The sequence below is a fragment of the Ancylobacter sp. GW821-FHT10E12 genome (assembly GCF_058809335.1).
The window spans coordinates 169761-196522 of record NZ_JBXASN010000006.1 but is presented as its reverse complement, the minus strand read 5'-3'; the positions used below and the strand labels follow the sequence as shown (position 1 = coordinate 196522).

The window sequence follows — 26762 nt, the reverse complement described above, 5'->3', positions numbered from 1 at the left end:
AGGTAGGTTCGCGACGCGTCCTTCAGCGAGCGATGGCGCGCCATCCGATCGCGACGAGAGCGATCATTGCGAGCACGCCGAATAGATAGGCGGGCGCCAAGGCCAGGAAGCTGAAGATATCAGCCGGCCCAAGGCGGCTTTCGCCGAATGCCAATCCGCGGTTAGGGGAGAAATTTCCGAAGAAGTAGAAGCCCGTGTTCGACCAGCCATCGAGGATGATGATCCATCCCAGCCGCTTCGCCCAAAGCTCGGAAAAATCGAGCAAGGGCAAGGCGCAGCCAATGGCGATGACCATGAGGCCGTTCAGCACCGGGCCGGTATGCGCGCGCTGCCAGCCATCCGCCGATCCCGGCAGCTGGAACGAAACAACGTAGCCGGGGATGATCTCGAAACCGCCAAGGAGATACATCCACAATCCGACGCCTCCGACCAGCGCCGCGAAGATCATGAGAGCGCCGTGACCCACCATCGTCCTTCGCAGGGCACTTAAGCTGGCGGTATACTCAGTGGCGGTAGTGCCGCCTCTATTCGTGTAGCTCACAGAAACCATTGTTTCCTCCCGGTTTTATTTTCATGGCGCGGCTTACGGCACAGGTGCCGTTGGCCGCCCCCGGAGCCGTTCAGCTTCCGTTGTTGTGATCGCGCCCGGCAGCATGTGGAACGCGCCGGCGTGGTAGATCAGCGGCGGATCGCGGCGGAGCCGAGCGACCTCCACGATGCCGAAGAAAACCGCGTGCGTTCCCGACCGCACGATCTGGTCGACCCGACATTCGAGGGTTGTAATCGCGTCCGAAAGCAGCGGCAGCCCTTCATGCTCTCCTGCTTCCCAATCACCGTGACGAAAGCGCTCGTCGCCCTGCAGCCCGTTGCGACCGGCAAAGACCTCGGCAACATGCCGGTGCTGTTCCGCCAGCACGTTCACCGCGAACCAGCCGTGCTCCTCGATCATCTTGGAGGTTCCGGTGGCCGTGTTGATGCAGACGAGAATTGTCGGAGGACTGGCCGAGACGGAGCAAACGGCCGTAGCGGTGACGCCGCGGCGCTCGCCCTCCCTGGCGGTGGAGATTACGCTGACCCCGGCCGCCAAGTGCGACAGTGCGCTGCGAAACAGGTCCACATGTACTGGCATGACACACCTCCTCCCTTGAAGAGGCTACGGCGCATTTGCAGGGTCGGGTTCGCCACACCTAGGGCTCCACCAGCCTGCCTGTGTTTGTGCGCCGGAGCTACAGGTCGCGTCTCATCCGACGCGGGCGAGGACCGCCTCGCTCGGAATGGAGGCGCGAAGCCCATCCAGGCGAGTCTCGACCCAGGCGCGCGTGCGCTGCGGGCTGGCGAAGCAATCCCACTGCCGTTCCGGGAAATTGAAGTTCTCGGTGAACTCTCCGGCGAGTTCCGCGCTCTGGCTCAACGCACCGATAAATTGAAGGAGCTCCGGCGAGAGGGTGCCCAGCGACCGCAGGATATAGTTCGTCCAGCGGGTAGCGCTCAGCACGCGGTCGCGCCGGCGCTCCTCGACCCGCTCCATGAACCGCTCGTCGAAAACGTCTTGCTCGACGATTTCCTCACCAAGAACAACGGCCGCGTAAGATGCCATGTTGGCGCCCTGACCGAGGACGGGATCCACCACCGCCTGCACGTCTCCGAGCGCCACGACAAGCTTCCCATCGTCGAGCGCCACGTGGCTCTTTCGCACGGTCGGCGTCACGCCACCCTGCAGGATATCGAGCGGGCCGTTGGCCAGGTCGAATTCCTTCTCGTCGATCCGCTCCGCGCAGTCCGGATAATGCTTGCGCAGCTTGTCGAGCAGCAGATCGAGGAAGGCTCTGGGATTCTCATCATAGCTGGTCTTGGCGAGAATCTCGAGATCGCCGCCGATGTGGTTCTCGATGACGAGCGCCGTCACCATTCCGCCGAAGGATAGCGTCGGAATCTCGATCATCTCGCCGGCACCGGGAGAGAAATTCATCACAACAGCACGCGTTGGCGGTTCCTTGATTCCCTTGAACAAACCGACACACAACGCACGCTGCGGGCGATCAAACGGCGAGAAGCTGGGATCGGGCTTGAACATCTGCCCAAAGGGGCCCTTGCCCGTGCAGACCACGAGCAGATCGAATTGCTTCGCGATGTCGGGGACGTCGTCGTGCGAGATCTCGCGGAACTCGATCACGCCGCCCTTGGCGACGAAGTCGTCCATCAAACTCGGCTGATAGATGCGATAGTCGACCGCACGACTGGGCCCTTCCAAGGCGCCGAAGAAGCGCAGCGGCTGGGGGCCCCCGACGTAATAATAATGTCCAAAGTATCCATATTGATCCGCGGGCCAATGATTGCATCCGAGCGCATCTTCCCTCTCGACCGTGACGTGATGGTGCGCGACGGTATTGAGCAGTCGAGATGTCTTGAAATCTTCCTGCCGACGATCCGTGAAGATGGTGACATCGACACCGAACTTGCGGAGATGAAGGCCCAGATGGAGCCCAGCGGTGCCGGCCCCAATGATGGCGATTCTCTTTCCCATGCGTTTCCCCAGTTTTCTTGATGATTGTGTTTTCTCTATTTACTAACCGCCCGGTCATTCGTAAATCAGTGATATCGACTATGACATATTCCGTGGGGAATAAATGTCGGAGAGCATCGAAGCCTATGTCGCTTTCGCGCGACTGATCGAACGCGGCAGCTTTTCCGCAGTGGGCCGCGAAATGGGCGTTTCGCAGTCAACGGTGAGCAAGTACATCGCCGGGTTGGAGGCCACGTTCGGCGTGCCTCTCTTCGTGCGGACGACCCGAAAAATCAATCCGACCGCCGAGGCGGCCCAGCTTTATGAGCAGGTGCGGCGCATGCTTGAGGCTTTGGACGAAGTGCGCACCTCGGCGCGCGGGCAACACCCTGAAACCACGGGGCTTCTGCGCATCGCGGTTCCCATCTCATTCGGGAGGACGCACATCGTGCCTCTGCTCCCCAGGTTCCTGCAGCACTTCCCACTTGTGTCGATCGAGACCACCCTTGCAGATGTCATCCACGACCTGGTGAAGGAGGGCTTCGAGCTCGCCATCACGACCGGACAACCGCTCTCGAGCTCGCTCGTCGTCCGATCCATCCGGACATTCGAACGTGTCGTGGTGGCATCGCCCGTCTATCTGGCGGCACGGGGCGTTCCCAAAGAGCCCGTGGATCTCGACAAACACGACGTCATCGTGGCCACCAACTCCATGGACGCGAGCATCGAATTTGATTCAGAGGATGGACGTCAAAGTGTCCGCGTCGGAGGGCGACTGCGCTTCAATAGCGAGGAGGTCGCGTACCAAGCCGCCCGCGACGGCCTAGGGATTGCGATCGTGCCGAGCTGGCTCGTGCAGGCGGATGCGGCAGCCAATCGCATGAAGATAGTTCTGAACAATTATTTCCTGCCGGCCATCCCGGTGAACCTCACCTATCCACAGGCGCGCGTTCTCTCCCGACGGGCGCGTTCCTTCATCGATTTCATCGTTCCGGAGTTGACAAGGTCGGGGCGGCCCGCGTCGGCGGACACCGCCCAAGGCGGCAACTAGGGCCGGCTGGCCTGGTGCGCGTCGCTCTGGCTGGCGTGACGCACGGCGATGAGCGGACGCCGACGCCGTCCCTTTACGCCGCGGCCCGTGCGCTCATCGTCAGCAGTTCGTACCGGGCGACGGTCTCTCCGTTCTGGTTGAACACTTCCGCATCCCACCGCACCTCACCGTATTCCGGCTTGCGTGCAGGCTGCTTCTCCTTGACAGTCAGGCGCACGCGAATGGCATCATCCGGGGAGACCGGCTTGAGAAACCGCAAATTGTCGAGCCCGTAATTCGCAAGGAGCGGCCCCGGCGCCGGATCGACGAACAGTCCCGCGGCGAAGGACAGGATAAGATATCCGTGAGCGACGCGACCGGGAAAGAACGGATTGGCCTTCGCAGCCTCCTCGTCCATATGGGCGTAGAAAGTGTCACCTGTGAAATTGGCGAAATGTTCGATGTCCTCGAGCGTGATGGCGCGGGAGGCCGTCTCCACCGTGTCACCGACACTCAGCGCATCGTAAGGCAGCTTGAATGGATGGACCGACGGCACGCGAGCCGGTGCGCCCTTCAGCCATTGACGCGTCAGGGCCGACAGCCGCGCGGGCGATCCTTGTACGGCGGTACGCTGCATGTAGTGGAACACGCCGCGCACGCCGCCCAGTTCCTCGCCACCGCCAGCTCGGCCCGGTCCGCCATGGACAAGACCGGGAAGGGGAGAACCATGGCCGGTGGACTCCTTGGCGCAGTCGCGATCAATAACGAGGAGCCGACCGTGATAGGGAGCGAGGCCGAAGATGAGGTGGTCCGCCACCGCGTCGTCATAAGTGAAGACGGAAGCGACAAGGCTCCCTTCGCCCTTCGCAACGAGTGCGACAGCCTCGTCGAGCGTCCCGTAGGGCATCACCGTCGCCACCGGGCCGAACGCTTCGACCGTGTGAACACTCCGAGCCTCGAGCGGCACTTGGCAGCGCAGCAGTACGGGGGCCATGAATGCGCCGGTCTCAACGTCGCCGCCGATCACCTCGGCACGCTCGGGATCGCCCGCGACGATTTCAGCCTCCCGGGTTAACTCGTTCACGGCCGCGCGCACGGCCGTGCGCTGGGAGAGCGAGGCTAGCGGCCCCATGCGCACATCCTCGCGGCGCGGGTCGCCGAGCACGGTTTTTGAGAGCTGTGCCGCGATCGCCTCCGTGGCTGCCGCTTCAAACGTGCGCGGCACGAAGATGCGGCGAATGGCCGTGCACTTCTGCCCGGCCTTGACCGTCATCTCCCGTACCACCTCTTTCACGAACAGATCGAATTCCGGCGTGCCGGCGCCAGCGTCGGGCCCGAGCACGGCCGCGTTTAGCGAATCCCGCTCGGCGATGAAGCGGACGGCGTTGCGCGTGATCGACGGATGGCGGCTCAGTCGCTCCGAGGTCTCGGCCGAACCGGTGAAGGAGACCACGTCCTGGCCGGTCAGGTGATCGAGAAGATCGCCGGTCGAGCCACAGATAAGCTGCAGCGCGCCCTTGGGCAGCACACCCGCCTCGACGATGAGCCGGACCACCGCTTCCGCGACATAGGCTGTGGCGGTCGCAGGCTTAGTGATGACGGCGACACCTGCAAGCAAGGCCGGCGCGAGCTTTTCGAGCATGCCCCAGCAGGGAAAGTTGAAAGCGTTGATGTGGACGGCCACGCCGTGAAGCGGCGTCAGCACATGCGCACCGATAAAGCTGCCACCCTTGGAGAGAGATTCGGTCTCTCCTTCCACCACGAAGCACTGGGCAGGCAACTCCCGGCGCCCTCGCGACGCATAGGCAAAGAGAGTGCCTATACCGCCATCGATGTCGATGAGGTTGTCGCGTCGGGTCGCCCCCGTGTCCGCAGCCAGAGCATAAAGCGGCTCCTTGTGTGCGCTGAGATAGGAGGCGAGCGCCCTCAGCAGGTCGGCGCGCTCGTGGAATGTCAGGGCTCTCAGAGCCGGGCCGCCGACGTCCCGCCCATGGCGAAGCACGGTGGCGAAGTCGAGCCCCGCACTGGAAGCTCGCGCCACGGTCCGGCCGTCAATGGCGCTCGGAATGTCGGCGAGACCGCCCTGGGGCGCGGTCCAGCGATCCTCAGCGTAGCTTTCGAGAAGACGTGTCATCATGATTCTCCTGCGGTCAGGACCGACGCCATTCCGCGAATGTTGCGCCACGGCGAGCGAGTTCGACGAGGAGTGCCGACGGTTCGGAGCCCACGCCGCCTGCTGCATGAGCGGCTTCAACCTCGCGCAACACCGTAGCGAGGCCCTTCCGGTCGGCGGCGAACATGGGACCGCCCTTGAGCCGCGGGAAGCCGTAGCCGTTGACGAAGGCGAGGTCGATGTCGGAGGCGCGAAGCGCAACCGCCTCTTCCAGTTCCTTCGCGCCCTCGTTCGCCATCACGCTGAGAAGACGCGACTGGATCTCCTCGGCGGCGAAGTGCCGGAGCGAGATACCTTTCTCCGCGCGGACGGCTGCAATGATCTCGGCAACCTTGGGATCCGGCGCCTTCCGGCCCTCAGCGTCGTAGGCGTACCAGCCAGCGCCGGTCTTCCGGCCGAGACGCCCCGCCTCGCACAGCCGGTCCGGGATCGCGATGTAGCGCTCGCCGGGGTCGCGTGTCGTCGCCCGGCGCCGGCGCATGGCGAAGGCGATGTCGAGGCCCGACATGTCGGAGACAGCGAATATGCCCATGGCGAAGCCGTAGGCTTCCAGGGCCGCGTCTACCTCTTCCGGCGTGGCGCCGTCCTCCACGAGATACTCGGCGTGGCGGCGATAAACCGCATAGATCCGGTTGCCGATGAAGCCGTCACAATTGCCGGCCACCACCGGCTGCTTGCCAATCGTCCTGGCGAGCGCGAGAGCGGTCGCGAGTACCTCCGGCGCGGTTCCGTCCGTACGCACCACTTCCAAGAGACGCATCACGTTGGCGGGTGCGAAGAAATGCAGCCCGACGACGTCCTGCGGCCGGGCGGTCGCTCCCGCAATGGCGTCGAGATCGAGATAAGAGGTGTTGCTCGCCAGCACCGCGCCGGGGCGCGCGACGGCGTCGAGGCGACGGAAGATGTCCGTCTTCACCGCCATGTCCTCGAAAGCGGCCTCGATGACGAGGTCGGCATCTGCGATCCGGGTCCAGTCCGCAGTGGGCGCGATGCGCGCGGTACGCTCTTCGGATTGCGCGAGGCTCAATCGTCCACTTTTCACCGGGCGTTCATAAAGGCCCCTGACGCGATCGAGCCCGGCCGCCGCCGCCGATTCGTCCCGCTCCACCAGCGTCACGGACAGGCCCGCATCGGCCAGCGCCACCGCGATGCCGGCACCCATGGTGCCGGCGCCGATCACGGCGGTCTTCGCAAACGTCCGGGGCGAAACGCCGTCGAGGCCCGGCACTTTGGCCGCCTCGCGTTCGGCGAAGAACAGGTATCGCAGCGCCTTGGCCTCGGCGCTCTCGCGCAGGGCAAGAAACGCGGCGCGCTCGCGATCGAGGCCCTGCGCAAAGTCACCGTCCCGCGCCGAACGGATCACCCGGATCGCCTCGGCGATCGCCGGCAGGCCTTTAGCGCCTTTCAGCACCTGTGCGGCAGCTTTCTCCTCCTCGTCTCCATCGGTCTGCGGCACGGGCTGTGCGGAGATGCGGCGCTTCGCCTGTTTCGGCGCAGCAGCGACGGCGGCGGCGAGCAGGTCGTCCTTCACGATTTCGTCGAGGAGGCCGAGGTTCAGAGCTTCGTCAGCCTTCAGGATGCGGCCCTCGCAGATGAGCGAGATGGCGTGCTTGATCCCCACCACCCGCGGCAGGCGCTGAGTGCCGCCGGCGCCCGGAATGACGCCGAGCCGGGTTTCGGTGAGGCCCAGCAACGCCTTCGGCGAGCCGATCCGCGCGTCGCAGGCCAACGCGATTTCAAGGCCCCCGCCGAGCGCCGCTCCATCGATGGCGGCCACAACGGGCTTGTCCAGCGCGTCGAGAGCTGCCACGACGTCCGGCAGATAAGGCTCGTCCGGCGGGCGATCCATCTCCCGAATGTCGGCGCCGCCGATGAAGCGCCCACGTCCGCCGCTGAGGACGACAGCGGTGACAGAGGAATCGTCGCCCAGTATCGCCACCGCGTCCAGCAGGCCTAAGCGCACCGAGTGCGACAGCGCGTTCACAGGTGGATTGTCGATCTCCACCACCGCCACAGTTCCTTGGCGGTAGATGAAGACGGGCAAGATATGCGCTTCCATGTCACACTTTCTCGATGAGTGCTGCGATGCCCTGGCCGACGCCGATGCACATGGTCGCCACCGCCAGCTTTCCGCCGCGGGCCTCCAGCGCGCTCACCGCGGTCATGGCAAGACGCGCGCCCGACATGCCGAGCGGGTGGCCGAGAGCGATGGCACCCCCGTGTGGGTTCACGTGCTCGGCGTCGTCCGGCACGCCGAGCTGCCTCAATACGGCGAGCGCCTGCGAGGCGAACGCCTCGTTGAGCTCGATCAGGTCGACGTTGCGAAGGGCGATGCCGTTCTTCTCGAGAAGCTTGCGGGTGGCCGGCGCGGGCCCAATGCCCATGATCCGCGGCGGCACGCCAGCCTGTACAACGGAGATCACGCGGGCGCGCGGCGTCAGGTTATATTTGCGCACTGCGGTTTCTGACGCGAGGATCAAGGCGCCGGCGCCGTCATTGATGCCGGAGGCGTTGCCGGCGGTGACCGTTCCGCCCTGCTTGCGGAAGGGTGCCTTCAGTTGCGCAAGCTGTTCCAACGTGGTGTCGCCACGGGGATGCTCGTCATTGGCCACCACCATGATGGCGCCTTTCTTGCCCTTCACTTCGATCGGCACGATCTCGTTCTCGAAGAAACCGGCTTGCTGCGCCGCCTTGGCGCGTTGTTGGGACCGCCAGGCGAACAGGTCCTGGTCGTGGCGCGAGATCTGGAAGTCCTCGGCCACATTCTCACCCGTCTCCGGCATGGAATCGATGCCGTATTGCTCCTTCATCAGCGGGTTCACGAAACGCCAGCCGATGGTGGTATCGAAGACCTCGGCCTGACGGGAGAAGGCCTCGGTGGCCTTGCCCGTGACGAAGGGCGCGCGTGTCATGCTTTCGACTCCGCCGGCGAGGATGAGGTCGGCGTCGCCCATCATGATGGCGCGAGCACCCATGCCGACGGCGTCGAGACCGGAGCCGCACAGGCGGTTGATGGTGGTGCCGGGCACGCTGACGGGCAGGCCCGCTAGCAGCACCGCCATGCGGGCGACATCGCGATTGTCCTCGCCGGCCTGGTTGGCGCAGCCGAGGATTACATCATCCACCGCCTCCCAGTCGACACTAGCATTTCGCACTTTCAAGGCCCGGAGGGGATGGGCGGCGAGGTCATCAGCACGGACGTCCTTGAGGGCGCCGCCGTAGCGGCCGATGGGTGTGCGCGCGAAATCGCAGATGAAGGCGTGCGCCATTCTTTTTCTCCGATGGAAATGAGGTCAGGCAGCGGCCGGACGGCGCACACAGACGACGTGGAAGCGCCCGGCGACGAAGGCCGCGTCGGTAAGGCAGGCATTGCCGGCCGGGTTGGCGCCCGAGACGTGGTAGTCGCTGAAAGCCGCGCTCTGATTGACGTAGATGCCGCCGGTCAGGTTGATCGATAGAGCCACTCCGGCTCGCGCATAGGCGATCGCGGCCTCGGCGATTTCCGTGTCGTCCGTGCTGTAGAGCGCGGCCGTAATGGCGCCCCTGCTGCGAGCAGCAGCTGTGGCGCGCGCGATGGCGTCCTTGGTATCGCCCACCGCCACGATAAAGCTGATCGGTCCGAAGTGCTCTTCCAGGTGAGCGGAGTCGCGATCCCCGTCCACAGCCAGGAGGAGCGGCGTCGCGGTGCGCGCACCCTCGATCTGCAACGAGCTGCTCTCGCGCACCACGCGGCCGAGGCCGCGAGCTTCGTCGATGCGGGCCAGCGTCGCGGGATTCTGGATCGCCCCCAGCACGGCCACCGCACGGGCGGGATCGGCCAGGAGGCTGTCGATGGCGGTGGCGATGCTGTTCGCCACGGCCTCGAAACTCTTGTGCCCTTCGTCGGTGGTGATCCCGCCTGCCGGCACGAAGATGGTCTGCGGTGCCGTGCACATTTGTCCGCTGTAGAGCGACAGCGAGAAGGCGATGTTCTGGCACATAGCCGCGAACGCGTCGGTCGAGGAGATGACGATAGTGTTGACGCCCGCTTCCTCGGTGAACAGCGGCTTGCCTTTCACATTCTCTCGCAACCAGCTGCCGAATACAGGCGAACCCGTGAAGTCGACGAGACCAATGGCTGGATGGGTCGCCAACACCTGGGCGAGCGGCTCCTCCACCGTGTCGGCCGCAAGCTGGAGCACATCGGGATCGAAGCCGGATTCCTGCAGAACCTCGCGACCGATCTTCACGGTGATCGCCAAGGGCAGCACTGCGGCTGGGTGCGGCTTGACGATGACGGCGTTGCCGGTGACGAGATCCGCAAACAGCGCCGGATAGGAATTCCAGGTCGGGAAGGTCGCGCAACCGATGACGAGGCCGATGCCCCGCGGGACGACGTGAAATTCCTTGTCGAGGCACAATGAATTGCGACCCGCGGGCTTCACCCAATGCGCCGTACCGGGCACGCGGGAAAGCTCGTCATAGGCATAGGCAACCGCTTCGAGACCGCGATCCTGCGCGTGCGGGCCCCCAGCCTGAAACGCCATCGCGAAGGCTTGTCCGGTCGTGTGCTGCACGGCATGCGCCATCGCGAAGGACGAGCGGTTGAGCCGGACCAGGATTTCGATGGCGATACCGGTCCGCGTTTCGAGGTCCACCTCGGCCCAGAGCGGCGCCGCCTTGGAAGCCGCAGCGATCAAGTCATCCGGTGTGATCTGAGGATAGGTGATCCCGAGAGCGGGTCCGAACGGCGACACTTCAGCGCCGACACGCCCGTTCGGGACCTCCTGACCCGTGTCGAAGGGCTTGCCGAGGAGCGCCTCGAACGCCGGTTGGCCGGCGGCGGCGGCCTCTTCGCCGTAGCTGCGCGGAGTTTCCGAAAAGGCGCTCCAATAGTCCCGCCGCCGGAGTGCCTGAAGTGCGCCGTGGAGCACGGTGCGGTGCCCTTCGAAACGTTCAACCATGCCCGTCCTCCCGCCGTTCTCATTGTCGCGCTCGCCTGTTGACACGAACGACCGTTGCGCTAAAGATTAACCGATCGATCGGTTAATTCAAGAGGCTCATAAAGAGCCCGTTCAGGGAGGCAGCCGTGGATCCTTCAGTTCTTGTGGAGCGCCGCGAAGGCTGGACGCTCATTACCCTCAATCGTCCGGATCGACTCAATTCCTTCAACGAGGAGATGCACCACCGCCTTGCGGATGCTCTTGAGGAGGCGGCAACGAGCGAGAATTGCCGCGCTATTCTCGTCACGGGCTCGGGACGCGGCTTCTGCGCAGGTCAGGATCTTTCCGATCGGCTACAGTCGAATGGCAGCCAGCCAGACCTTGGCGCCACAATCGAGGCGTTCTACAACCCGCTCATTCGCCGCATCCGCACACTTCGAAAACCCGTCATCTGCGCGGTGAACGGGGTGGCCGCCGGCGCCGGGGCGAATATCGCCTTCGCCTGCGACATCGTCCTCGCGGCGCGTTCGGCCAAGTTCATCCAATCCTTCGCCAAGATCGGCCTCGTTCCCGATTCCGGGGGCACTTTCTTCCTGCCTCGCCTGATCGGCGACGCCCGCGCCCGCGCCCTGAGCCTGCTGGCCGAACCGTTGCCGGCGGAAAAGGCGGAAGCCTGGGGCCTGATTTGGAAGACGGTGGACGACGCCAGCCTCCGCGAGGAGGCCGAACGGCTGACCGCTCATCTTGCAACCCAGCCGACCCAAGGCCTAGCCTTCATCAAGGAAGCGCTCAATGCCTCGGGGGGCAACGACCTCGACGCACAGCTCGACCTGGAGCGGGACCTGCAGCGAAAGGCCGGCCACACGCCGGATTATGCCGAGGGGGTCTGTGCATTCATGGAAAAGCGGGCTCCCAGCTTTACGGGCAGGGCCTCGTGACCTCCGCCCTTGCCTCCGCGCGGACCCCTGAGGAGACCGCGCGTCTCTCCGCCGATGTCATGTGGGCGAGCGACCCGGCGAGCCGCGGCCTCGGCATCGAGATCCTCAAGGTCGGCCCCGGAACGGCTGTGCTGGCCATGACGCTCACCGAGACCATGACCAATGGCCACGGCTCCGCCCACGGCGGTTTCATATTCGCTCTCGCCGACAGCGCCTTCGCCTTTGCCTGTAACTCCTATGACGAGCGCGCCGTCGCCGCCCATTGCAGCATCACCTTTCTGCGCCCGGGCAAACGGGATCACCGGCTGATCGCTAGCGCCAGGGAAGTAAGCCGGGCCGGGCGTTCGGGCCTCTACGACGTCCAGGTAACCCAGGATGGCGTGGTGATCGCCGAGTTTCGGGGGCATTCTCGCATCATCGGCGGCTCCGTGATCGAGCCGCCAGAACGCGCGCCGCAGAGCCGCGAGCCCAGTTCAACACTTTGAGTGGAGGAGACAATGAACATGGCGATGCCGGCCATATCTTTTGACCATACCGTCGAGCCCGGACTCGACGCCGCCGAGCGTGCGTCCCGCGACCAGATTCAATCCCTGCAGCGCGAGCGCCTCGCGTGGTCGCTGCGGCACGCTTATGAAAATGTGCCCTTCTATCGCCGGAAATTCGAGGCGGCTGGAGTGCACCCGTCCGACTTTCGCGACCTGTCCGACCTCGCGAAGTTTCCCTTCACGCTCAAAAGCGACTTGCGGGACAATTATCCGTTCGGGCTTTTCGCCGTTCCGCGCGAGAAACTCGTCCGTGTCCACTGCTCCTCCGGCAGCACGGGCAAGCCTACGGTGGTGGGCTACACCAAGGCCGACCTCGACATGTGGGCGGACGTGATGGCCCGCTCGCTCCGCGCGGCCGGGGTGCGTCCCGGCATGATGGTCCACATCGCGTATGGCTACGGCCTGTTCACCGGCGGGCTCGGCGCGCATTATGGCGCCGAGCGGCTTGGCTGCACCGTGGTGCCCGTGTCTGGAGGCATGACGGAACGCCAGGTCCAACTCATCAACGACTTCAAGCCCGACGCCATCATGGTGACGCCGAGCTATATGCTCGCACTGCTCGACGGGTTCACCAAGGCTGGCCTCGACCCGCACGCATCCTCCCTCAAATTTGGCATCTTCGGTTCCGAACCCTGGACCAACGCCTTGCGGGAAGAAATCGAGCGCACCTTCGCCCTGGAAGCCACCGACATCTATGGCCTCTCGGAGGTGATCGGACCCGGCGTTGCGCAGGAGTGCCTGGAGTCGAAGGATGGCCTCCACATCTGGGAAGATCACTTCTTGCCCGAGGTCATCGACCCCGAGACCGGCGAAGTCCTTCCCGACGGCGAGATCGGGGAACTGGTCTTCACCTCCCTGACCAAGGAGGCGTTCCCGATCATCCGCTACCGCACTCGTGATCTGACCCGCCTGCTTCCAGGCACCGCTCGCCCCGGCATGCGGCGCATGGAAAAGGTGACCGGTCGCTCCGACGACATGATCATCCTGCGCGGGGTCAATGTCTTTCCGACACAGATCGAAGAAGCCTTGCTCGCCACGGAATGGTGCGCCGGTCATTTCGTGATCGAACTATCCCGAACCGGACGCATGGACGAGATGACGATCTTCACGGAGGCGAAGCACGAGCACTGGGATGGCGCCGGTCTCGAGACACACGCCACACATCTCGTTACCCGCATAAAGGATACGGTGGGCGTCACGACCCGCATCGTTATTCACCCGCCAGGCACGATCGAACGGTCCGTCGGCAAGGCTCGCCATGTCATCGACAAGCGTTCGAAGGAGTGAGGGGCGATAACAGGCACAGCGATAATTTCGGGAAGAAGACCCATGGAGCGCGAACACCCGGGCTCCATGGGTCTGCAAAGTTATCTCATCGCTTCTGCATCAGAATGTTATGGCGCTTCGCTGCATGGCGAGGCCTCTAGCCGTTGCTCCAACGGCCAAGACCCTGTCCGTGGTCTTCAGATTTCCTTCGAACCGTAGGATGTAACCGTTAAGGCTGATCTTTGGCTCTATCTCGACGATCACCCATGTCAAATGCATCGTCGCCCCAGCATGCACCGCTTTGCGAAGCTGAAAGCTGAACTCCAAGCCGAGCGCTTCCGCGCGGGCCGTCAAATATTTCGCGAGCGCTCCCATCATCAAGGCCGATGTGTGTCCCGCGCACGCGATGAGACCGCCGAACCGGCTTGCCCGAGCGAACGCCTCGTCGTGATGAAGGGGGTTCACGTCCCCGGAAATATTTGCGAATTCTCGGATCGAAGCCGCATCGAATGTGAACGTCTCGCCAAATGTCTCGCCGATCGTGAAGGGACAAGGCGGCAGGCGCGGTTGCAACTCGTCCATCACCGGCTCAAGCACTAGACCTGATCAAAATCCACGACGACCTTCCCACTGGTCGGGTGCGCCTGGCAGGTGAGCACGAACCCAGCCTTCACCTCCCAAGGCTCCAGGGAATAATTGACCTCCATATCAACCGTTCCCTCGACCACCTTGGCGCGGCAGGTGGAACACATGCCACCCTTGCAGGCGAAGGGAAGATCCATCCCGGCACGCAGAGCCGCATCCAGGATCGCCTCGCCCTCGGCCACGGGAACTTCCCGGCGCTTGCCGTCGACGATGAGGGAAGCAAGAAAGGCCGGGGCAGCCTCGGGGGCAACTTCAGTCCGCGGTCGCGGCCGTCCGCCGAGCGCGGAGACGAAGCGCTCCACATGGATCTTATCCTCCGCGAGCCCGAGTTCCTTCAGGACCGCTTCGAGATCATCGATCATCCCCGAGGGGCCGCAGACGAAGGCGTGGTCGACGGCGGCCGCCGGAACGATGGCGGTCAATAGGAGGCGAGCCTTTTCTCCGTCGAGTCTGCCGTTGAGGACGGGGATATCCTGTTCCTCCTGGCTCAACACGTGAAAGACCGAGAGACGGCCGAGAAAACGATCCTTCAGTTCCTCCAGGTCCTCCCGGAACAGCATGTCGGTCGTCGATTTGTTGCCGTAGAACAGAAAGAAGCGGCTGTCCGGCTCCCACGCCAGCACGCCGCGTAGGATAGACAGCACGGGCGTGATGCCCGAACCGGCTGCAAACCCCACATGGATGCGGCCATTCCCGACGGCATTCGACAAGCCGAACCGGCCAGTCGGCGTCATCACGTCCAGTTCGTCGCCTGCCTCGATATGCGCATTGACCCAGGATGAGAACAGGCCGTCCTGCACCCGCTTGACCGCGATGCGCAGTTCTCCGTCATCAGGGCCGGTGCAGATGGAATAGGAGCGCCGCAACTCTTCGCCGTCTACCGTCATCCGCAAGGTGAGATACTGCCCGGGCTCGAACTTGTAGTCGTCCGCGAGGTGCTCTGGGATCACGAACGAGATCGAAACGGCGTCCGCCGTCTCCCGCTTCACATCGGCCACGGCGAGACGGTGAAAGCGCGGTACCTTCCCTGATCCCGCGAACGGAACGGATGAGGCTGCGAGCGCCGCGGAGGCTTCCGGCGCGAGATCTGGGAGGGCGGTCGACATGGCGTCACCTGCTCAATGGCATTTGAAGTAGTCGAAGGGTTCGCGACAGGCATTGCAGCGCCACAGCGCCTTGCAGGAAGTCGAGCCGAACGCGGCAATTTCCGTGGTGTCGTTGGACCCACATTGCGGGCAGGCAACCTGATCGACGCCGAAGAGCGCACGCCGGCCCGACCCTTTTCGAGGCGAAGCGATACCGTACTCCTCGAGCTTGCGTCGACCCGCTTCGCTCATCCAGTCGGTCGTCCAAGCCGGCGAAAGGACGGTGCGGACGGTTATGTCGTCATAGCCGGCCCCGCGCAGGGCGACCTCTATCTCAATGGCGATCATGTTCATGGCCGGGCAGCCTGAATAGGTCGGCGTGATGTCGACCTCGATATGCGCTCCGTTCACCCGGACATCCCGGAGCACGCCGAGATCCTCGATGGTCAGAACGGGGATTTCCGGATCGACAACGGCGCCCGCGATGCGCCGGACACTCGACCGAACATCGCCGCCGGACGCTTGCTCCGAGCGCGACGTCGGGTTCGCTTCAGTAACGGGGTGGGGCAGTGCGGTCATTACCAGGTTGCTCCCGGAACGGCGCGCTGCACATATTGCAGCTCGGTGAGCAAATGGCCGAGATGTTCGCTATGGCGGCCGCTGCGGCCACCCTTTTGCATCCAGCCGTCGGCGGGTACCGCGAGCGTCGCTTGGGCGAGCACACGCTGTATCGTCGCTCGCCAGGTTCCCCGCAGATCTTCCGGATCGACGGCGATCCCTTCGGCGATGACGGCGCGGTCGTACTCGTCGGCCTCGAAAAGTTCGCCGGTGAAGGGCCAGAGCGTCGCGAGTGCCGTTGCTGCACGATCGCGACTTTCGGCCGTGCCGTCGCCGAGCCGCACAACCCACTCGGCGGAATGGCGCAGATGATAGGCCAACTCCTTCTCCGCCTTGGCGGCGATGGCCGCCAGCGTCGGATCGGCCGACCCCATCATGGCGCGCCAATAGAGATCGGCGAAGGCGGCATAGAGGAACTGGCGGATGATGGTCTGGGCAAAATCCCCGTTAGGCTGCTCGACCAACAACAGATTGCGGTATGCCCGTTCGTCGCGCAAATAGGCGAAGGCGTCCTCATCGTGCCCGGCCGCCTCAACTTCGCTGGCGTAGGAATAGAGCGCGCGGGCCTGTCCGATCAGGTCAAGCCCCATATTGGCGAGCGCCATTTCCTCTTCCATGGACGGTCCATGTCCGCACCATTCGGACAGGCGATGGCCGAGTATGAGTGCGTCATCGGCGCGGCGCAGTAGATAGGAGACGAGCGGCGTCTCAGCCACCCGGATGGAGCCCGAGGCCATGTGTGCAATCCCGTCGCTGAATGCGGCAAAGCCGCGATCAATTCCAATGGGGCGGCGACCGCCACCTCACATGTGCCCGACTTCGTCGGGCACATCGTAGAAGGTGGGATGGCGATAGATCTTCGAGGCCGTCGGCTCGAACATCATGCCCTTTTCCGACGGATCGGACGCCGTGATGGCATTGGACGGTACGACCCAGATCGACAGACCCTCGCCTCGCCGGGTGAAGAGATCACGTGCCGACTGAAGGGCCAAGGTCGCGTCGGGCGCGTGCAGCGAACCCACATGCTTGTGGGACAGGCCGTTACGCGAACGGATGAACACTTCCCAAAGGGGAATTCTAGGCTCGGCCATGGGATTTCCTCCTTATCTTGTCACGCGGCCACCTTCAGGCGGCTCTTTTCGGCATAGGCGAGCGCCGCATCCCGCACCCAGGCGCCATCTTCATCGGCCTTGCGACGCGCCGCCATGCGGTCGGCATTGCAGGGGCCGTTGCCGGCGATCACCTGCTTGAACTCTTCCCAATCGATCGCGCCATAGTCCCAGTGCCCGGTCTTTTCATCGAACGCGAGTTCGGGATCGGGAAGCGTCAGCCCGAGATAGTGCGCCTGGGGCACAGTAGCGTCGACGAACTTCTGCCGCAGTTCATCATTCGAAAACCGCTTGATCTTCCAGCGCGTCGACGTATCGGAGTGCTGGCTCTGCGTGTCCGGCGGACCGAACATCATCAGGCAGGGCCACCACCAGCGGTTCAGGGCATCCTGCGCCATGTCCTTCTGGGCATCGGTGCCCTTGGCGAGGGTGATCATGATCTCGTAGCCTTGGCGCTGGTGAAAGGATTCCTCCTTGCACACCCGGATCATGGCGCGCGCATAGGGCCCATACGAGCAGCGGCAGAGCGGAATCTGGTTCATGATCGCCGCACCGTCGACCAGCCAGCCGATCGCGCCGATATCGGCCCATGTCGGGGTCGGATAGTTGAAGATCGAGGAATATTTCGCCCTTCCGGACACAAGTTGCTCCACCAACTCCTCGCGGGAGATGCCGAGCGTCTCGGCAGCGGAATAGAGGTACAGCCCATGACCGCACTCGTCCTGGACCTTGGCGAGCAAGGCCGCCTTGCGGCGCAGCGACGGGGCCCGAGTGATCCAGTTGCCTTCGGGCTGCATGCCGATGATCTCGGAATGGGCGTGCTGCGAGATTTGCCGGATCAAGGTCTTGCGATAGGCCTCCGGCATGAAGTCGTTTGGCTCGATGCGTTCTTCCGCATCGAGCTTTGCTTGAAACTCCGCGAGAAGAGCGGCGTCTTCGATCTGACCATCCGCCGCGTCCGGATTTGCGTTCAGGCCCTGCGTGTACATGCGCCTCTCCCTAACTTTTGAGCCATTATATATAACAGAAAAATATGATTCAACAAATTTCTGTAACATATCGGATGACCCGACTCCGCTTGGCGCCAGCAGGAATTTTACAGCGGCACGAGTGCAGCATGCCGCCCGGACGACAGCTTGAGATGTTGAACCGGGACGGTTGTCGGCAAGGGGGCGTCCAGCCCGGGATCCAGCCGAACGTCATGGCGGTTCAGTCTCGCTGCCGCCTTGCAAGGCGAGGGTGGCCATGGTGGGCATCACTTGACATCACGCGGCGGTGGGTTCCGTCTACGTCAGATCGCCCTCAAGCTTCTTCTTCGGCGAAGCGCAGAAGAACATCCGGGCCGGGCGGCAACGGCGCGCCTGTCTCATCAAGGGCATGGGTATCGAGCCAGCGCTCAGAGGGGACCACGAGCGCCTTGTAGAGGCTCGCACAGAGGTTGCGGGCGGCGCCGCCGGGCCAATCCTCGGGCAGCACCTCGGTGGGCAGAATGGGATCGCGCAGCACGATCCGCCGGTATTCGTGAATCAGAAGGACGCGCGCAACGAGGGCATCGATGTCGTTCAAGGCCGCGTCATCGGCGAGCGCGGCGCGCATCGGCTCGAACATGTCGATAAATCGGAGATAGGCCATCGCGGTTGCCTCCAACGGCCAGCTCCGAGCCGCAAGCGTGCGCAAGGTTGCCAGATCGCTATCCGCTTCAAGTCGCAACACAGTCTGGGCAGCTGCCGGCACCTCCCATTCTGCCGGCGCCACCCAGACACCAGGCAAGGGCGAACCAAATCCGGCCGCCTCCAACTCCATACGCGCCGTGTCGCGCTCGGGCCCGTTGGCGAGGAGGAACAGATCGAATCGACCCTTGAAGAGTGGAGGACGCGCGACATAGATGTGCCGGGTAGCGTCCGCGAAGGTGGTTCGGCCTTTCTCGGCCAGTCGATAAAAGCTGTTGCGCCCTACTTTGTTGCGCTCAAGCCAGCCATCTGTTGCGAGGCGCGACATGGCGGTACGCACGACGCCGTCAGAGATATCGAGAGCCTTGAAGAAAGTGAGGAGCGTGCCAAGCCATACGCTTCCGCCGCGCGGGACGATGGCATCGCCATAGATGGTGATGATGATGGACCAGGTGCGGGAGGGCTCTCCGCGAAGCTGTTCCAGGATTTGACGGAGTGCAACACGAGACATGCTATGATTGATAATCTGCGTCGGGCGACGCGCAAGTGCTCCACTCATGTCCCACGCGCTCGCCGCGCCTTGGCGACTGCGCCGCGCTGCCCACGTTCCGCAACGGCGGCATGCTCGCTGCCAGACGCGGCAGCGCCTGTGAGCCTGGAAGTGGCGACGGTCGCGCCGGGGCGCGGGCGAATCTCCACTGAGGCGGCGGCAACCTCTGCTCCCGTCAGGACCATGCGAGTCACAAGATAGGCGTATTCCTCTCGAGTCAGGCCCTTGCCTTCGCGGAACCAGAGGTAGTGCCAGTTCAGCATGCCGAATACCGACATAGTGAGTGGCTTGAGAAGGGGACCCCGACCAATGGCGGGCAAAGCAGCGGACAAGGCATCGGACAGCAAGGTGACGAGAACCCGCTCCATCTCCCTGAGCCGTTCCTGCTTGTCCTCCGGCAAGAGCTTCAGATTGGCGATCTGGACCTGATGCTCAGCGTCTGCGTCTCGATAGGCATCGAGCAGTGCGATCGCAATGGCATGGACGCGCGCCTCGGCGTCATTCGCGCCGCGCGCGGCCTTCTCGACCACTTCGATCAGCCTTTCCAAATGGGAGGAAAGGATATCGAAGAGGACAGCCTCCTTGTCGGGATAATAATGGTAGAGAAGAGCTTTGGAAACCCCGCAGGCCTGCGCGATCATAGTGATCGACGTGCCGGAATAGCCAAACTTAGCAAACAACTCGGCCGAACGATGAAGAATCGCCGAGCTTTTCGTATCGTAATCCTGGGCGCGGGTTCGAGCCATTCTTAAACCTCGATTTCCGACGGCACAACGGTCGAGGAACGACCATCGGACCGCCAGTTATTCGGGCGTCGCGATGCGATGCCGCCTATTCTGATTCTGACACTGCGCGCGCGCCGTCAGTCCATCAGCGCGCATCATGGAGATAGCAAAAATTATCCAAACGGTCGATCAATCTGGGGGAATAATGTCGACCATAACCTCTCGGCCCAGCCGTTTTTAACGTTGCGCACCAAGCGGCTTTCTTCCGTTCGGTCAGCATATGATTGACCAACCGATCGGTTAATAATATGCTGACGTCACGGCCTCTATCTTCGCGAAGGCCGACGCATCCGGGGGCGGGTTTAACCGCCCCCGCAATGTCCGGAGGAACGCCAAATGGACGCGATTTTCGCTACGCGATGGATATTGAGAGCGGCCACCCTAGCGCTCACCGCTTTCGCAGCAGCGCTGCCCATTGCCGCCGCCGAAAGCATCAAGATCGGCTCGGTGCTGTCCACCACGGGTCAGGCCGCCTTTCTGGGTGATCCCGAGGCCCGCACGCTGCGGCTCTATGTCGAGGAACTCAACAAGAAGGGCGGCCTGCTGGGCCAGCCGGTGGAGCTCGTTCTCTACGACGACGGCGGCGACGCCAATAAGGCCCGCACCTTCGCGACCCGCCTGGTGGAGGACGACGGCGTCGTCGGTGTCGTCGGCGGCACCGGCACGGGCACCACCATGGCCATGATCCCGGTGTTCGAGGACGCCAAGGTTCCCTTCATCTCGCTCGCCGGCGGCATCGAGATCATCGAGCCGGTGCGCGCTTTCGTCTTCAAGACGCCCCATACCGACAAGACGGCATGCCAGAAAATCTTCGAGGACATGAAGGCGCGGGGCATCGGCAGGATTGGCCTGATTTCCGGCACGGACGGCTTCGGCAAATCCATGCGCAACCAGTGCCTGAAGGTGATCCGCGACTACGGTATCGCCGTCGTGGTGGATGAAAGTTACGGCCCCACCGATACCGACATGACGCCGCAACTCAACAAGATCAAGAATGCCGCTGGCATCCAGGCGGTGCTGAATCCAGGCTTCGGCCAAGGCCCGGCCATCGTGACCCGCAACTATGCCCAGCTGGGGATTGCGCTGCCGCTCTACCAGTCGCACGGGGTCGCCTCGAAGAGCTTCGTCGAGCTTGCCGGCCCTGCCGCCGAAGGCGTGCGTCTGCCCGCTCCCGCACTCCTGGTCGCCGACAAGCTCGACGCGGCCGATCCGCAGAAGCCTGTCGTCGCGGAATACAAGGCTGCCTACGAAAAGGCGACCGGCCAGCCGGTCTCCACCTTCGGCGGCTACGCCTTCGACGGCATCCAGCTTCTGGCGAAGGCCATCGAGGCGGCGAAGTCCGCCGACCCGCAGGAGATCCGCGACGCGCTGGAAGCTACCCAAGCCTATGTCGGCGTCACCGGCATCTACACCATGACGCCCACCGATCATCTGGGGCTCGGCACCGATTCGTTCCGCATGCTTCAGATCAAGGACGGCGAGTGGCTCGCAGACGCGCGTTGACGTCCACCCCCGACCTCCTGCCGCGAGACGACATGCCATGGCCGAATTCCTGCAACTGGTGTTTTCCGGCCTGACGGTCGGGGCCGTCTACGCCCTCGTGGCGTTGGGCTTTACCCTCGTCTACAATGCCTCCGGCGTCGTCAACTTCGCCCAGGGCGACTTCGTCATGATCGGCGGGATGGGCACCGTGTTTCTCGTCACCGCCGGCGTCGCGCTGCCCCTCGCGGCTCTCATCGCCGTCATCGCGGCGGTGATGGTCGGGCTGCTGCTCCACCGGCTCGCCATCGAGCCGGCCCGCGACGCGTCGCCGGTTTCCCTCCTCATGATTACCATAGGCGCCTCGATCTTCATCAAGGGCGTGGCGCAGGTCGTGTTCGACAAGCAGTTTCACTCCTTGCCCGCCTTTTCCGGCGACGCGCCCATCGTGGTCGGCGACGCCACCATCCTGCCGCAGAGTTTCTGGGTGCTGGGTGGTGCGTTGGCGCTGTTCGCCGCCCTGTACATATTCCTTGAGCGAACCCTGCTCGGTAAGGCGCTCGTTGCCACGGCGGCAAACCGGCTTGCTGCCCGCCTGGTCGGGATCAACGTCGCCGTCATCCTGGCGCTCGCCTTTGGCGTGTCCGCGGCCATCGGCGCAGTCGCCGGCGTCCTCGTCACTCCCATCACCCTCACGCGCTACGATGTCGGCACGCTGTTCGCCCTGAAAGGCTTCGCCGCCGCCATGGTGGGCGGCATGGGCAACCCGCTGGGGGCCGTAGTGGGCGGCCTCCTGATAGGCCTGCTGGAGGCGTTCGGCGCGGGCTATCTCAGTTCCACCTACAAGGATGCGGTGGCCTTTGTCGCCATTCTGCTCGTGCTGTTGGTGATGCCGCGCGGCCTGCTCGGCAGGAACGTCATGGAGCGCGTGTGATGCCGGCGCAAATGCTCAGGTCGCGCGCTGCGACGCTTCTCGTCCTTGCCGTGCTGATGGCCTTCATACCAGTGATCGCGCCGTCGTCGTTCTATCTGCGGGTCGCCGCGCTGGTCTGGATCTTCGCCCTCGCCTCGCTCGGGCTCACCATCCTCATGGGCTATGCCGGGCAGGTCAGCCTTGGCCATGCTGGTTTCCTTGGGATCGGAGCCTATGCCGTGGCCATCGGTCCGGCCCATCTCGGGTGCCATCCGCTGCTTTCGCTGGTGCTTGGCGCGCTGCTGTGCGGGCTTGTGGCCTATCTCGTCGGCAAGCCCATTCTGAGGCTCAAGGGCTATTACCTCGCCATAGCCACCCTCGGCTTTGGCCTCATCGTCGCGCTCGTCCTCAACAACGAGAGCTCCGTCACGGGCGGACCCGACGGCATGCAGGTAGCGCGCCTCGCCCTATTCGGCTGGCGCGCCACAGGTGCATTAAGCTGGTACTGGATCACGGCAGGAGTGCTGCTCTTGGGCGCCTTCCTCGCACTCAACATCGACGCCAGCCCAACCGGGCGCGCGCTGCGGGCGCTTCACGACAGCGAGGTGGCGGCCGCAGGCGCCGGCATCGACGTTGCGTCCAAGAAACTGGCGGCCTTCGTGCTCGGGGCGGTCTATGCGGGCGTAGCTGGCGGACTGCTCGCCTTCATGAACGGCCTGATCACGCCGGATGCAGCGGGCTTCATGCACTCCATCGAGTTCGTCGCCATGGTGATCGTCGGCGGCCTCGGCTCGGTGCTCGGCGCCGTCGTAGGGGCGGCGTTCCTAGTGGTGCTGCCGCAGGCGCTCGCCGGTCTGCAGGATTATGAGCAGATAATCTTAGGCCTGCTGATCATGATCTTCATGATCTTCCTGCCCTCCGGCATCGTTCCGACGCTGCGCCGCCTAGTGCTGGAGCGTACGTCATGACCATCCTCAATGTAGACGGCCTCGGCATCTCCTTCGGCGGCCTCGTGGCCGTGGACAGCGTCTCGTTTCAGGTGGCGCCCGGCGAAGTGTTTTCCATCATCGGCCCCAACGGCGCCGGCAAGACCACCTTGTTCAACCTCGTCACCGGCATCTACCGCGCCGACCGAGGGCGGGTGCGCCTCGCCGGGGCCGACGTAACCAATCTTGCGCCGCATCTCCTGGTGCGGCGCGGCATGACACGCACGTTCCAGAATCTTCAGATATTCTTCCGCATGAGCGCTATCGAGAACGTCATGGTGGGCAACCACCTCGCCGAGCACACCTCGCTCCTGGCCGATCTCCTCGGTCTGCGGGCCGTCAGCCGGCAGAACCGCGCGACGCGTGCCCGGGCGGAGGAGCTTCTCCAGCGCGTCGATCTTGCCTGCTATGCCGATAGCGTGGCCGGCTCCCTCTCTTACGGCGCGCTGAAGCGCCTCGAGATCGCCCGCGCACTGGCGGCCAATCCCAAGGTGCTGCTGCTGGACGAACCGGCCGCCGGTTGCAACGCCGTTGAGACTGAGGCCATCGACCGGCTGATCTGTGAGATCGCAGGCAGCGGCGTCGCCGTGGTGCTCATCGAGCACGACATGAAGCTGGTCATGCGAATTTCCGATCGCGTCCTTGTGCTGGCCCAAGGCCGCCGCCTCACTGAGGGACCGCCCCGGACGGTGCGAAGCGATCCCGCGGTCATCGCGACCTATCTCGGCGAACATGGAAGCAGGGAGGCGGCCCGTGCTCACGGTTGATGTCGTCTCTTCGGCCTATGGCCGCATCGCCGTGCTCCACTCGGTGTCGCTCGACGTTGCCCAGGGCGAGATCGTCGCTCTCGTCGGTTCGAACGGTGCAGGCAAGACCACGCTGCTGCGAACGCTCTCCGGCGTGCAGCCGGCAACCGGCGGTCGCATCCTGTTCGAAGGCGAAGAGATCCACTGTCTTCCCGCCCATCTCCGGGTCGCTCGCGGCATCTCGCAGTCGCCGGAGGGGCGGCAGGTATTCGGGCCCCTGAGCGTCGAGGACAATCTGCGTCTCGGCGCCTTCCGCAGCCGTGATCGTGCGGGATCTGGGCGCATCGACGAGATCTACGCCATGTTTCCCGTGCTCGCGGAGAAGCGGCGCATCCCCTCGGCGAGCCTGTCGGGCGGACAACAACAGATGCTCGCGATTGGCCGCGCGCTGATGGCGGCACCGAAATTGCTGTTGCTCGACGAGCCGTCGCTCGGCCTCGCGCCGCTGCTCGTGGATCAGATCCTCACCGCGGTGGTGGATTTGAAGCGCAAGGGCATCACGGTCCTCCTCGTGGAACAGAATGCCTCCGCGGCACTCGCCATCGCAGACCGGGGGTATGTTCTGGAAACCGGGAAGGTCGTGCATGAAGGTCGCGGACAGGAACTGCTGAATGATCCAAGAGTGCGGGCTGCCTATCTCGGCCTGTGACCCCCACCGGCCCGCAAGTCTTTGCCGTGACGATCCGGTCATGGGCGTCTGTGCGTAGCTGTCCTAGACACCGACCCGCCGACCTCCCCCGCAAAAACCCTGGTATGCCCGCCGCAATGGTCAATGACTTACCCCCTGAAGGCAGCCCGGTGATCCGGACCATTGCCATGCCCGCCGACACCAATCCAGCTGGCGATATTTTCGGCGGCTGGCTCATGGCGCATATGGACCTCGCCGCAGGCAACATCGCGACGCGGCGGGCCAAGGGCCGAGCAGCGACGGTGGCGGTCGAGGCCATGGCGTTCCTCAACCCGGTCCTGGTCGGCGACGAGGTCAGCTTTTACGGGTCGATCTTATCGACGGGTCATTCCTCCATGAGGATCCGGATCGAGGCGTGGCGACGCAAGCGCGAGGAGGACCATTCGGTAAAGGTGACCGAAGCAACCTTCACCTTCGTTGCCATCGATGAGGACCGCAAATCACGTCCGCTACCGTCCTGAGTGGCCTCCCGGGCTCGCCGCCGAAAGATTTCGACGGTTCACTGCCGGTTCGTCCGGGCGGTCATACCGGAAAGTTGTTTATTGAAGGCGGCGCGGCAACCATTCGGCGGCGCTTGCCCCTCTGGGCACCAGCGGAACTTCATAGAAGCCCGGTGTGCGGGACATAGATACCTGATCCGTAACGCCTTGATAGTGGCCGCATGGGGTCTGTACGTTGAACAACTCCGGAGCACGGTAGGCATGTTCGCCCTCAGTTCCGGCGATCGATGCGGCGTAGTTTTTGTCGAAAATGCCCATATGCAGGAGCCAAAGCGACAGGCGCGCCAGCGAGATGCGGATTCGATAGCTGCCACCCTCGATCGCCCGCCGCTTCAGCGCGGCGGCCACCGCTATGCTCGAAATCCAGGACATCGCATAATCATTGACGACAAAAATTTCCGTGAGCTTCGGCCGCTCCGGGGTGCCTTCACGTGCAAAGACGCCTGTTACCCCGCCGGCGTTCTGATCAAAGCCGATGCGGTTCGCCCAGGGGCCTTTCCAGCCATAAAGCGACATGTCGACATGGATGACTCCGGGTTTTAGTTCAGCCATCTGTTCGGCCGTCAGATTGAAGGCCTCAAGATAGCCGGGGCGGCGATTGGAGAAAAAAATATCGGCGCCTTTGATCAGAGATTGTAGGCGCTCCATTTCGCTCGACCGCCCGAAGTCGAGAACCGAGGAACGCATTCCGACATTCGCGGTATAGTAGACCAGATCCATCTCGAAGTCGTTCGGGCGCCAGAGGTTCAGCACGTCGGCCCCATGATGGGCGAGGGCGCGGCCCAGACCAGAGCCGGCGATGACATGACCCAGACCGAGCGCACGCACGCCGTCCAGCGGCGTTTTGGGGTTGGGACTGAAGGGGACCGGTTCGCTCTCGCCGATTTTCTCGATTTCGACCAGCGGCATGTCTTTGAGGTATTGGAACTGCTCCTCGGCAAGGAACTCCTCGACAGTGCGGATCATCGTCGCCTGCAGTCCCGCCCGGTTGGCGGCTTCCTCGAGCGCTGGCGCGTCCCACCGTCGCACCGCAGCTCCCACCGCCCGCGAATCATCGTTGCAGCCGAGAAAAGCGAGTGCGGCCGTCTTGGTGCGGGGATAGATGTTGAGGAGTTGAATCCAGCGACCCTCGCGAGTCTGGTACATATGGCTTGGCATGAACGGATTGGAGGGATCGGACGGCGCGCCGGGGGCATAGCCGTTCAGCAACTCCCATTTCCGGTCATAAAACGGGCAAAGCCGATGCAGCACCTGCCCCAGATTGACGGACAGATCCTGTCCTTCCCCGGTGCGCACCCGCCAGATGTTGGCGAAGGCGACGGCCTTCGCCATCAGCGATACAGCTGCCATCGTCGCAAGGGGCCACGGGCTCGAGATGATCGGATCGCGTCCCGTGAAGCGGATCTCTCCTCCCGCGTCCTCCGGCGTGAAGCCGAGAGGGGCCAGAACCTCACGCAATTCGCTCAGCGCATCGATGTCCTTGTCCGAGGTGAGCGGTCGAGCGAGCGCGGCTTTGATACGATCTTCAATGGCGTTCATGGTTATCTTCCT

26 protein-coding genes are annotated in these 26762 nt (G+C 63.7%); 10 read left to right on the top strand and 16 right to left on the bottom strand.

All coding sequences use genetic code 11. The features are described 5' to 3' along the window. Positions 1–22: 22 nt before the first annotated feature. The 3 genes from styC to styA all read right to left on the bottom strand — a co-directional run bounded on the left by styC (position 23) and on the right by styA (position 2524). Positions 23–550: a styrene-oxide isomerase StyC gene (gene styC / locus AC1RU4_RS10165; protein WP_492890953.1), complete on the bottom strand. Its 528-nt coding sequence runs from the start codon at positions 548–550 to the stop codon at positions 23–25. A gap of 33 nt (positions 551–583) precedes the next feature. After that, positions 584–1129: a flavin reductase family protein gene (locus AC1RU4_RS10160; protein ID WP_492890952.1), complete on the bottom strand. Its 546-nt coding sequence runs from the start codon at positions 1127–1129 to the stop codon at positions 584–586. A 111-nt stretch (positions 1130–1240) separates the two neighbouring features. Beyond that, the gene (gene styA, locus AC1RU4_RS10155) at positions 1241–2524 is read right to left on the bottom strand and encodes a styrene monooxygenase subunit StyA (protein WP_492890951.1); all 1284 of its coding nucleotides are present in this window, start codon (positions 2522–2524) and stop codon (positions 1241–1243) included. A 103-nt stretch (positions 2525–2627) separates the two neighbouring features. On the opposite strand from styA, the gene AC1RU4_RS10150 reads away from it, so the two are divergent. Then, a complete protein-coding gene (locus tag AC1RU4_RS10150; RefSeq protein ID WP_492890950.1) occupies positions 2628–3554 on the top strand; it encodes a LysR family transcriptional regulator in 927 nt (308 codons plus the stop codon). A 73-nt stretch (positions 3555–3627) separates the two neighbouring features. On the opposite strand, the gene paaZ is transcribed toward AC1RU4_RS10150, so the two are convergent. The 4 genes from paaZ to paaN are packed head-to-tail and all read right to left on the bottom strand — an operon-like array spanning position 3628 to position 10649. Further along, a complete protein-coding gene (paaZ, locus tag AC1RU4_RS10145) occupies positions 3628–5667 on the bottom strand; it encodes a phenylacetic acid degradation bifunctional protein PaaZ (RefSeq protein ID WP_492890949.1) in 2040 nt (679 codons plus the stop codon). 16 nt (positions 5668–5683) lie between these two features. After that, positions 5684–7765 (bottom strand): FAD-dependent oxidoreductase, encoded by a 2082-nt coding sequence (locus AC1RU4_RS10140; protein ID WP_492890948.1) that lies wholly within the window; start codon positions 7763–7765, stop codon positions 5684–5686. 1 nt (position 7766) lies between these two features. Then, positions 7767–8975 carry a 3-oxoadipyl-CoA thiolase gene (gene pcaF / locus AC1RU4_RS10135; RefSeq protein WP_492890947.1) on the bottom strand — a complete coding sequence of 403 codons (1209 nt, stop codon included), beginning with the start codon at positions 8973–8975 and terminating at the stop codon, positions 7767–7769. Positions 8976–8999: 24 nt separating this feature from the next. Continuing rightward, a complete protein-coding gene (gene paaN, locus AC1RU4_RS10130) occupies positions 9000–10649 on the bottom strand; it encodes a phenylacetic acid degradation protein PaaN (RefSeq protein ID WP_492890946.1) in 1650 nt (549 codons plus the stop codon). Positions 10650–10774: 125 nt separating this feature from the next. On the opposite strand from paaN, the gene paaG reads away from it, so the two are divergent. From paaG to paaK, 3 genes are read left to right on the top strand one after another with little or no spacing between them, the layout of a single operon-like run. Further along, the gene (gene paaG, locus AC1RU4_RS10125; protein WP_492890945.1) at positions 10775–11566 is read left to right on the top strand and encodes a 2-(1,2-epoxy-1,2-dihydrophenyl)acetyl-CoA isomerase PaaG; all 792 of its coding nucleotides are present in this window, start codon (positions 10775–10777) and stop codon (positions 11564–11566) included. A 59-nt stretch (positions 11567–11625) separates the two neighbouring features. Further along, positions 11626–12051 (top strand): hydroxyphenylacetyl-CoA thioesterase PaaI, encoded by a 426-nt coding sequence (paaI, locus tag AC1RU4_RS10120; protein WP_492891054.1) that lies wholly within the window; start codon positions 11626–11628, stop codon positions 12049–12051. A gap of 18 nt (positions 12052–12069) precedes the next feature. Continuing rightward, positions 12070–13398, top strand: coding sequence for a phenylacetate--CoA ligase PaaK (paaK, locus tag AC1RU4_RS10115; RefSeq protein ID WP_492891053.1), 1329 nt, complete (start codon positions 12070–12072; stop codon positions 13396–13398). A 99-nt stretch (positions 13399–13497) separates the two neighbouring features. Here paaK and AC1RU4_RS10110 read toward each other — a convergent pair whose 3' ends face one another. From AC1RU4_RS10110 to AC1RU4_RS10075, 8 genes are all read right to left on the bottom strand, one after another. Further along, complete coding sequence (locus AC1RU4_RS10110; RefSeq protein ID WP_492890944.1) at positions 13498–13959, bottom strand: MaoC family dehydratase; 462 nt, start codon at positions 13957–13959, stop codon at positions 13498–13500. 14 nt (positions 13960–13973) lie between these two features. Then, positions 13974–15128: a 1,2-phenylacetyl-CoA epoxidase subunit PaaE gene (paaE, locus tag AC1RU4_RS10105; RefSeq protein ID WP_492890943.1), complete on the bottom strand. Its 1155-nt coding sequence runs from the start codon at positions 15126–15128 to the stop codon at positions 13974–13976. Between the two features lie 12 nt (positions 15129–15140). Then, the gene (paaD, locus tag AC1RU4_RS10100) at positions 15141–15686 is read right to left on the bottom strand and encodes a 1,2-phenylacetyl-CoA epoxidase subunit PaaD (protein WP_492890942.1); all 546 of its coding nucleotides are present in this window, start codon (positions 15684–15686) and stop codon (positions 15141–15143) included. After that, positions 15686–16462: a 1,2-phenylacetyl-CoA epoxidase subunit PaaC gene (gene paaC / locus AC1RU4_RS10095; protein WP_492890941.1), complete on the bottom strand. Its 777-nt coding sequence runs from the start codon at positions 16460–16462 to the stop codon at positions 15686–15688. The genes paaD and paaC overlap by 1 nt, the downstream gene beginning before the upstream one ends. 66 nt (positions 16463–16528) lie before the next feature. Then, complete coding sequence (gene paaB, locus AC1RU4_RS10090; RefSeq protein ID WP_492890940.1) at positions 16529–16816, bottom strand: 1,2-phenylacetyl-CoA epoxidase subunit PaaB; 288 nt, start codon at positions 16814–16816, stop codon at positions 16529–16531. Between the two features lie 20 nt (positions 16817–16836). Beyond that, positions 16837–17823: a 1,2-phenylacetyl-CoA epoxidase subunit PaaA gene (paaA, locus tag AC1RU4_RS10085; RefSeq protein WP_492890939.1), complete on the bottom strand. Its 987-nt coding sequence runs from the start codon at positions 17821–17823 to the stop codon at positions 16837–16839. A gap of 313 nt (positions 17824–18136) precedes the next feature. After that, positions 18137–19015: a phenylacetic acid degradation operon negative regulatory protein PaaX gene (gene paaX / locus AC1RU4_RS10080; RefSeq protein WP_492891052.1), complete on the bottom strand. Its 879-nt coding sequence runs from the start codon at positions 19013–19015 to the stop codon at positions 18137–18139. A gap of 44 nt (positions 19016–19059) precedes the next feature. Next, a complete protein-coding gene (locus AC1RU4_RS10075; protein ID WP_492890938.1) occupies positions 19060–19800 on the bottom strand; it encodes a TetR/AcrR family transcriptional regulator in 741 nt (246 codons plus the stop codon). A gap of 375 nt (positions 19801–20175) precedes the next feature. Between AC1RU4_RS10075 and AC1RU4_RS10070 the strand changes: the two genes are divergently transcribed. The 6 genes from AC1RU4_RS10070 to AC1RU4_RS10045 all read left to right on the top strand — a co-directional run bounded on the left by AC1RU4_RS10070 (position 20176) and on the right by AC1RU4_RS10045 (position 25172). Beyond that, positions 20176–21342 (top strand): ABC transporter substrate-binding protein, encoded by a 1167-nt coding sequence (locus tag AC1RU4_RS10070; protein ID WP_492890937.1) that lies wholly within the window; start codon positions 20176–20178, stop codon positions 21340–21342. Positions 21343–21379: 37 nt separating this feature from the next. Continuing rightward, positions 21380–22252, top strand: a complete 873-nt coding sequence (locus tag AC1RU4_RS10065; protein ID WP_492890936.1) for a branched-chain amino acid ABC transporter permease — start codon at positions 21380–21382, stop codon at positions 22250–22252. Further along, the gene (locus tag AC1RU4_RS10060) at positions 22252–23199 is read left to right on the top strand and encodes a branched-chain amino acid ABC transporter permease (protein WP_492890935.1); all 948 of its coding nucleotides are present in this window, start codon (positions 22252–22254) and stop codon (positions 23197–23199) included. The genes AC1RU4_RS10065 and AC1RU4_RS10060 overlap by 1 nt, the downstream gene beginning before the upstream one ends. Further along, a complete protein-coding gene (locus AC1RU4_RS10055; RefSeq protein WP_492890934.1) occupies positions 23196–23984 on the top strand; it encodes an ABC transporter ATP-binding protein in 789 nt (262 codons plus the stop codon). The genes AC1RU4_RS10060 and AC1RU4_RS10055 overlap by 4 nt, the downstream gene beginning before the upstream one ends. After that, entirely contained in the window at positions 23971–24672 is a 702-nt protein-coding gene (locus tag AC1RU4_RS10050) for an ABC transporter ATP-binding protein (protein WP_492890933.1), read from the top strand. The genes AC1RU4_RS10055 and AC1RU4_RS10050 overlap by 14 nt, the downstream gene beginning before the upstream one ends. Before the next feature lie 104 nt (positions 24673–24776). After that, on the top strand, positions 24777–25172 hold the full coding sequence (locus tag AC1RU4_RS10045; RefSeq protein ID WP_492890932.1) for an acyl-CoA thioesterase: 396 nt from the start codon (positions 24777–24779) through the stop codon (positions 25170–25172). A gap of 78 nt (positions 25173–25250) precedes the next feature. On the opposite strand, the gene AC1RU4_RS10040 is transcribed toward AC1RU4_RS10045, so the two are convergent. After that, positions 25251–26750: a CoA transferase gene (locus tag AC1RU4_RS10040; RefSeq protein WP_492890930.1), complete on the bottom strand. Its 1500-nt coding sequence runs from the start codon at positions 26748–26750 to the stop codon at positions 25251–25253. Between the last annotated feature and the right edge of the window lie 12 nt (positions 26751–26762).

Coding starts and splice junctions, on each gene's coding strand:
- AC1RU4_RS10070 (WP_492890937.1), top strand. CDS start 20,176: ATGGACGCGATTTTCGCTACGCGATGGATATTGAGAGCGGCCACCCTA.
- paaD (WP_492890942.1), bottom strand. CDS start 15,686: ATGACCGCACTGCCCCACCCCGTTACTGAAGCGAACCCGACGTCGCGC.
- AC1RU4_RS10045 (WP_492890932.1), top strand. CDS start 24,777: ATGCCCGCCGCAATGGTCAATGACTTACCCCCTGAAGGCAGCCCGGTG.
- pcaF (WP_492890947.1), bottom strand. CDS start 8,975: ATGGCGCACGCCTTCATCTGCGATTTCGCGCGCACACCCATCGGCCGC.
- AC1RU4_RS10065 (WP_492890936.1), top strand. CDS start 21,380: ATGGCCGAATTCCTGCAACTGGTGTTTTCCGGCCTGACGGTCGGGGCC.
- paaX (WP_492891052.1), bottom strand. CDS start 19,015: ATGTCTCGTGTTGCACTCCGTCAAATCCTGGAACAGCTTCGCGGAGAG.
- paaB (WP_492890940.1), bottom strand. CDS start 16,816: ATGGCCGAGCCTAGAATTCCCCTTTGGGAAGTGTTCATCCGTTCGCGT.
- AC1RU4_RS10055 (WP_492890934.1), top strand. CDS start 23,196: ATGACCATCCTCAATGTAGACGGCCTCGGCATCTCCTTCGGCGGCCTC.
- paaE (WP_492890943.1), bottom strand. CDS start 15,128: ATGTCGACCGCCCTCCCAGATCTCGCGCCGGAAGCCTCCGCGGCGCTC.
- styA (WP_492890951.1), bottom strand. CDS start 2,524: ATGGGAAAGAGAATCGCCATCATTGGGGCCGGCACCGCTGGGCTCCAT.
- paaK (WP_492891053.1), top strand. CDS start 12,070: ATGGCGATGCCGGCCATATCTTTTGACCATACCGTCGAGCCCGGACTC.
- AC1RU4_RS10110 (WP_492890944.1), bottom strand. CDS start 13,959: ATGGACGAGTTGCAACCGCGCCTGCCGCCTTGTCCCTTCACGATCGGC.
- paaN (WP_492890946.1), bottom strand. CDS start 10,649: ATGGTTGAACGTTTCGAAGGGCACCGCACCGTGCTCCACGGCGCACTT.
- AC1RU4_RS10150 (WP_492890950.1), top strand. CDS start 2,628: ATGTCGGAGAGCATCGAAGCCTATGTCGCTTTCGCGCGACTGATCGAA.
- AC1RU4_RS10040 (WP_492890930.1), bottom strand. CDS start 26,750: ATGAACGCCATTGAAGATCGTATCAAAGCCGCGCTCGCTCGACCGCTC.
- AC1RU4_RS10160 (WP_492890952.1), bottom strand. CDS start 1,129: ATGCCAGTACATGTGGACCTGTTTCGCAGCGCACTGTCGCACTTGGCG.
- styC (WP_492890953.1), bottom strand. CDS start 550: ATGGTTTCTGTGAGCTACACGAATAGAGGCGGCACTACCGCCACTGAG.
- AC1RU4_RS10140 (WP_492890948.1), bottom strand. CDS start 7,765: ATGGAAGCGCATATCTTGCCCGTCTTCATCTACCGCCAAGGAACTGTG.
- AC1RU4_RS10075 (WP_492890938.1), bottom strand. CDS start 19,800: ATGGCTCGAACCCGCGCCCAGGATTACGATACGAAAAGCTCGGCGATT.
- AC1RU4_RS10060 (WP_492890935.1), top strand. CDS start 22,252: ATGCCGGCGCAAATGCTCAGGTCGCGCGCTGCGACGCTTCTCGTCCTT.
- paaI (WP_492891054.1), top strand. CDS start 11,626: ATGTGGGCGAGCGACCCGGCGAGCCGCGGCCTCGGCATCGAGATCCTC.
- paaZ (WP_492890949.1), bottom strand. CDS start 5,667: ATGACACGTCTTCTCGAAAGCTACGCTGAGGATCGCTGGACCGCGCCC.
- paaC (WP_492890941.1), bottom strand. CDS start 16,462: ATGGCCTCGGGCTCCATCCGGGTGGCTGAGACGCCGCTCGTCTCCTAT.
- paaA (WP_492890939.1), bottom strand. CDS start 17,823: ATGTACACGCAGGGCCTGAACGCAAATCCGGACGCGGCGGATGGTCAG.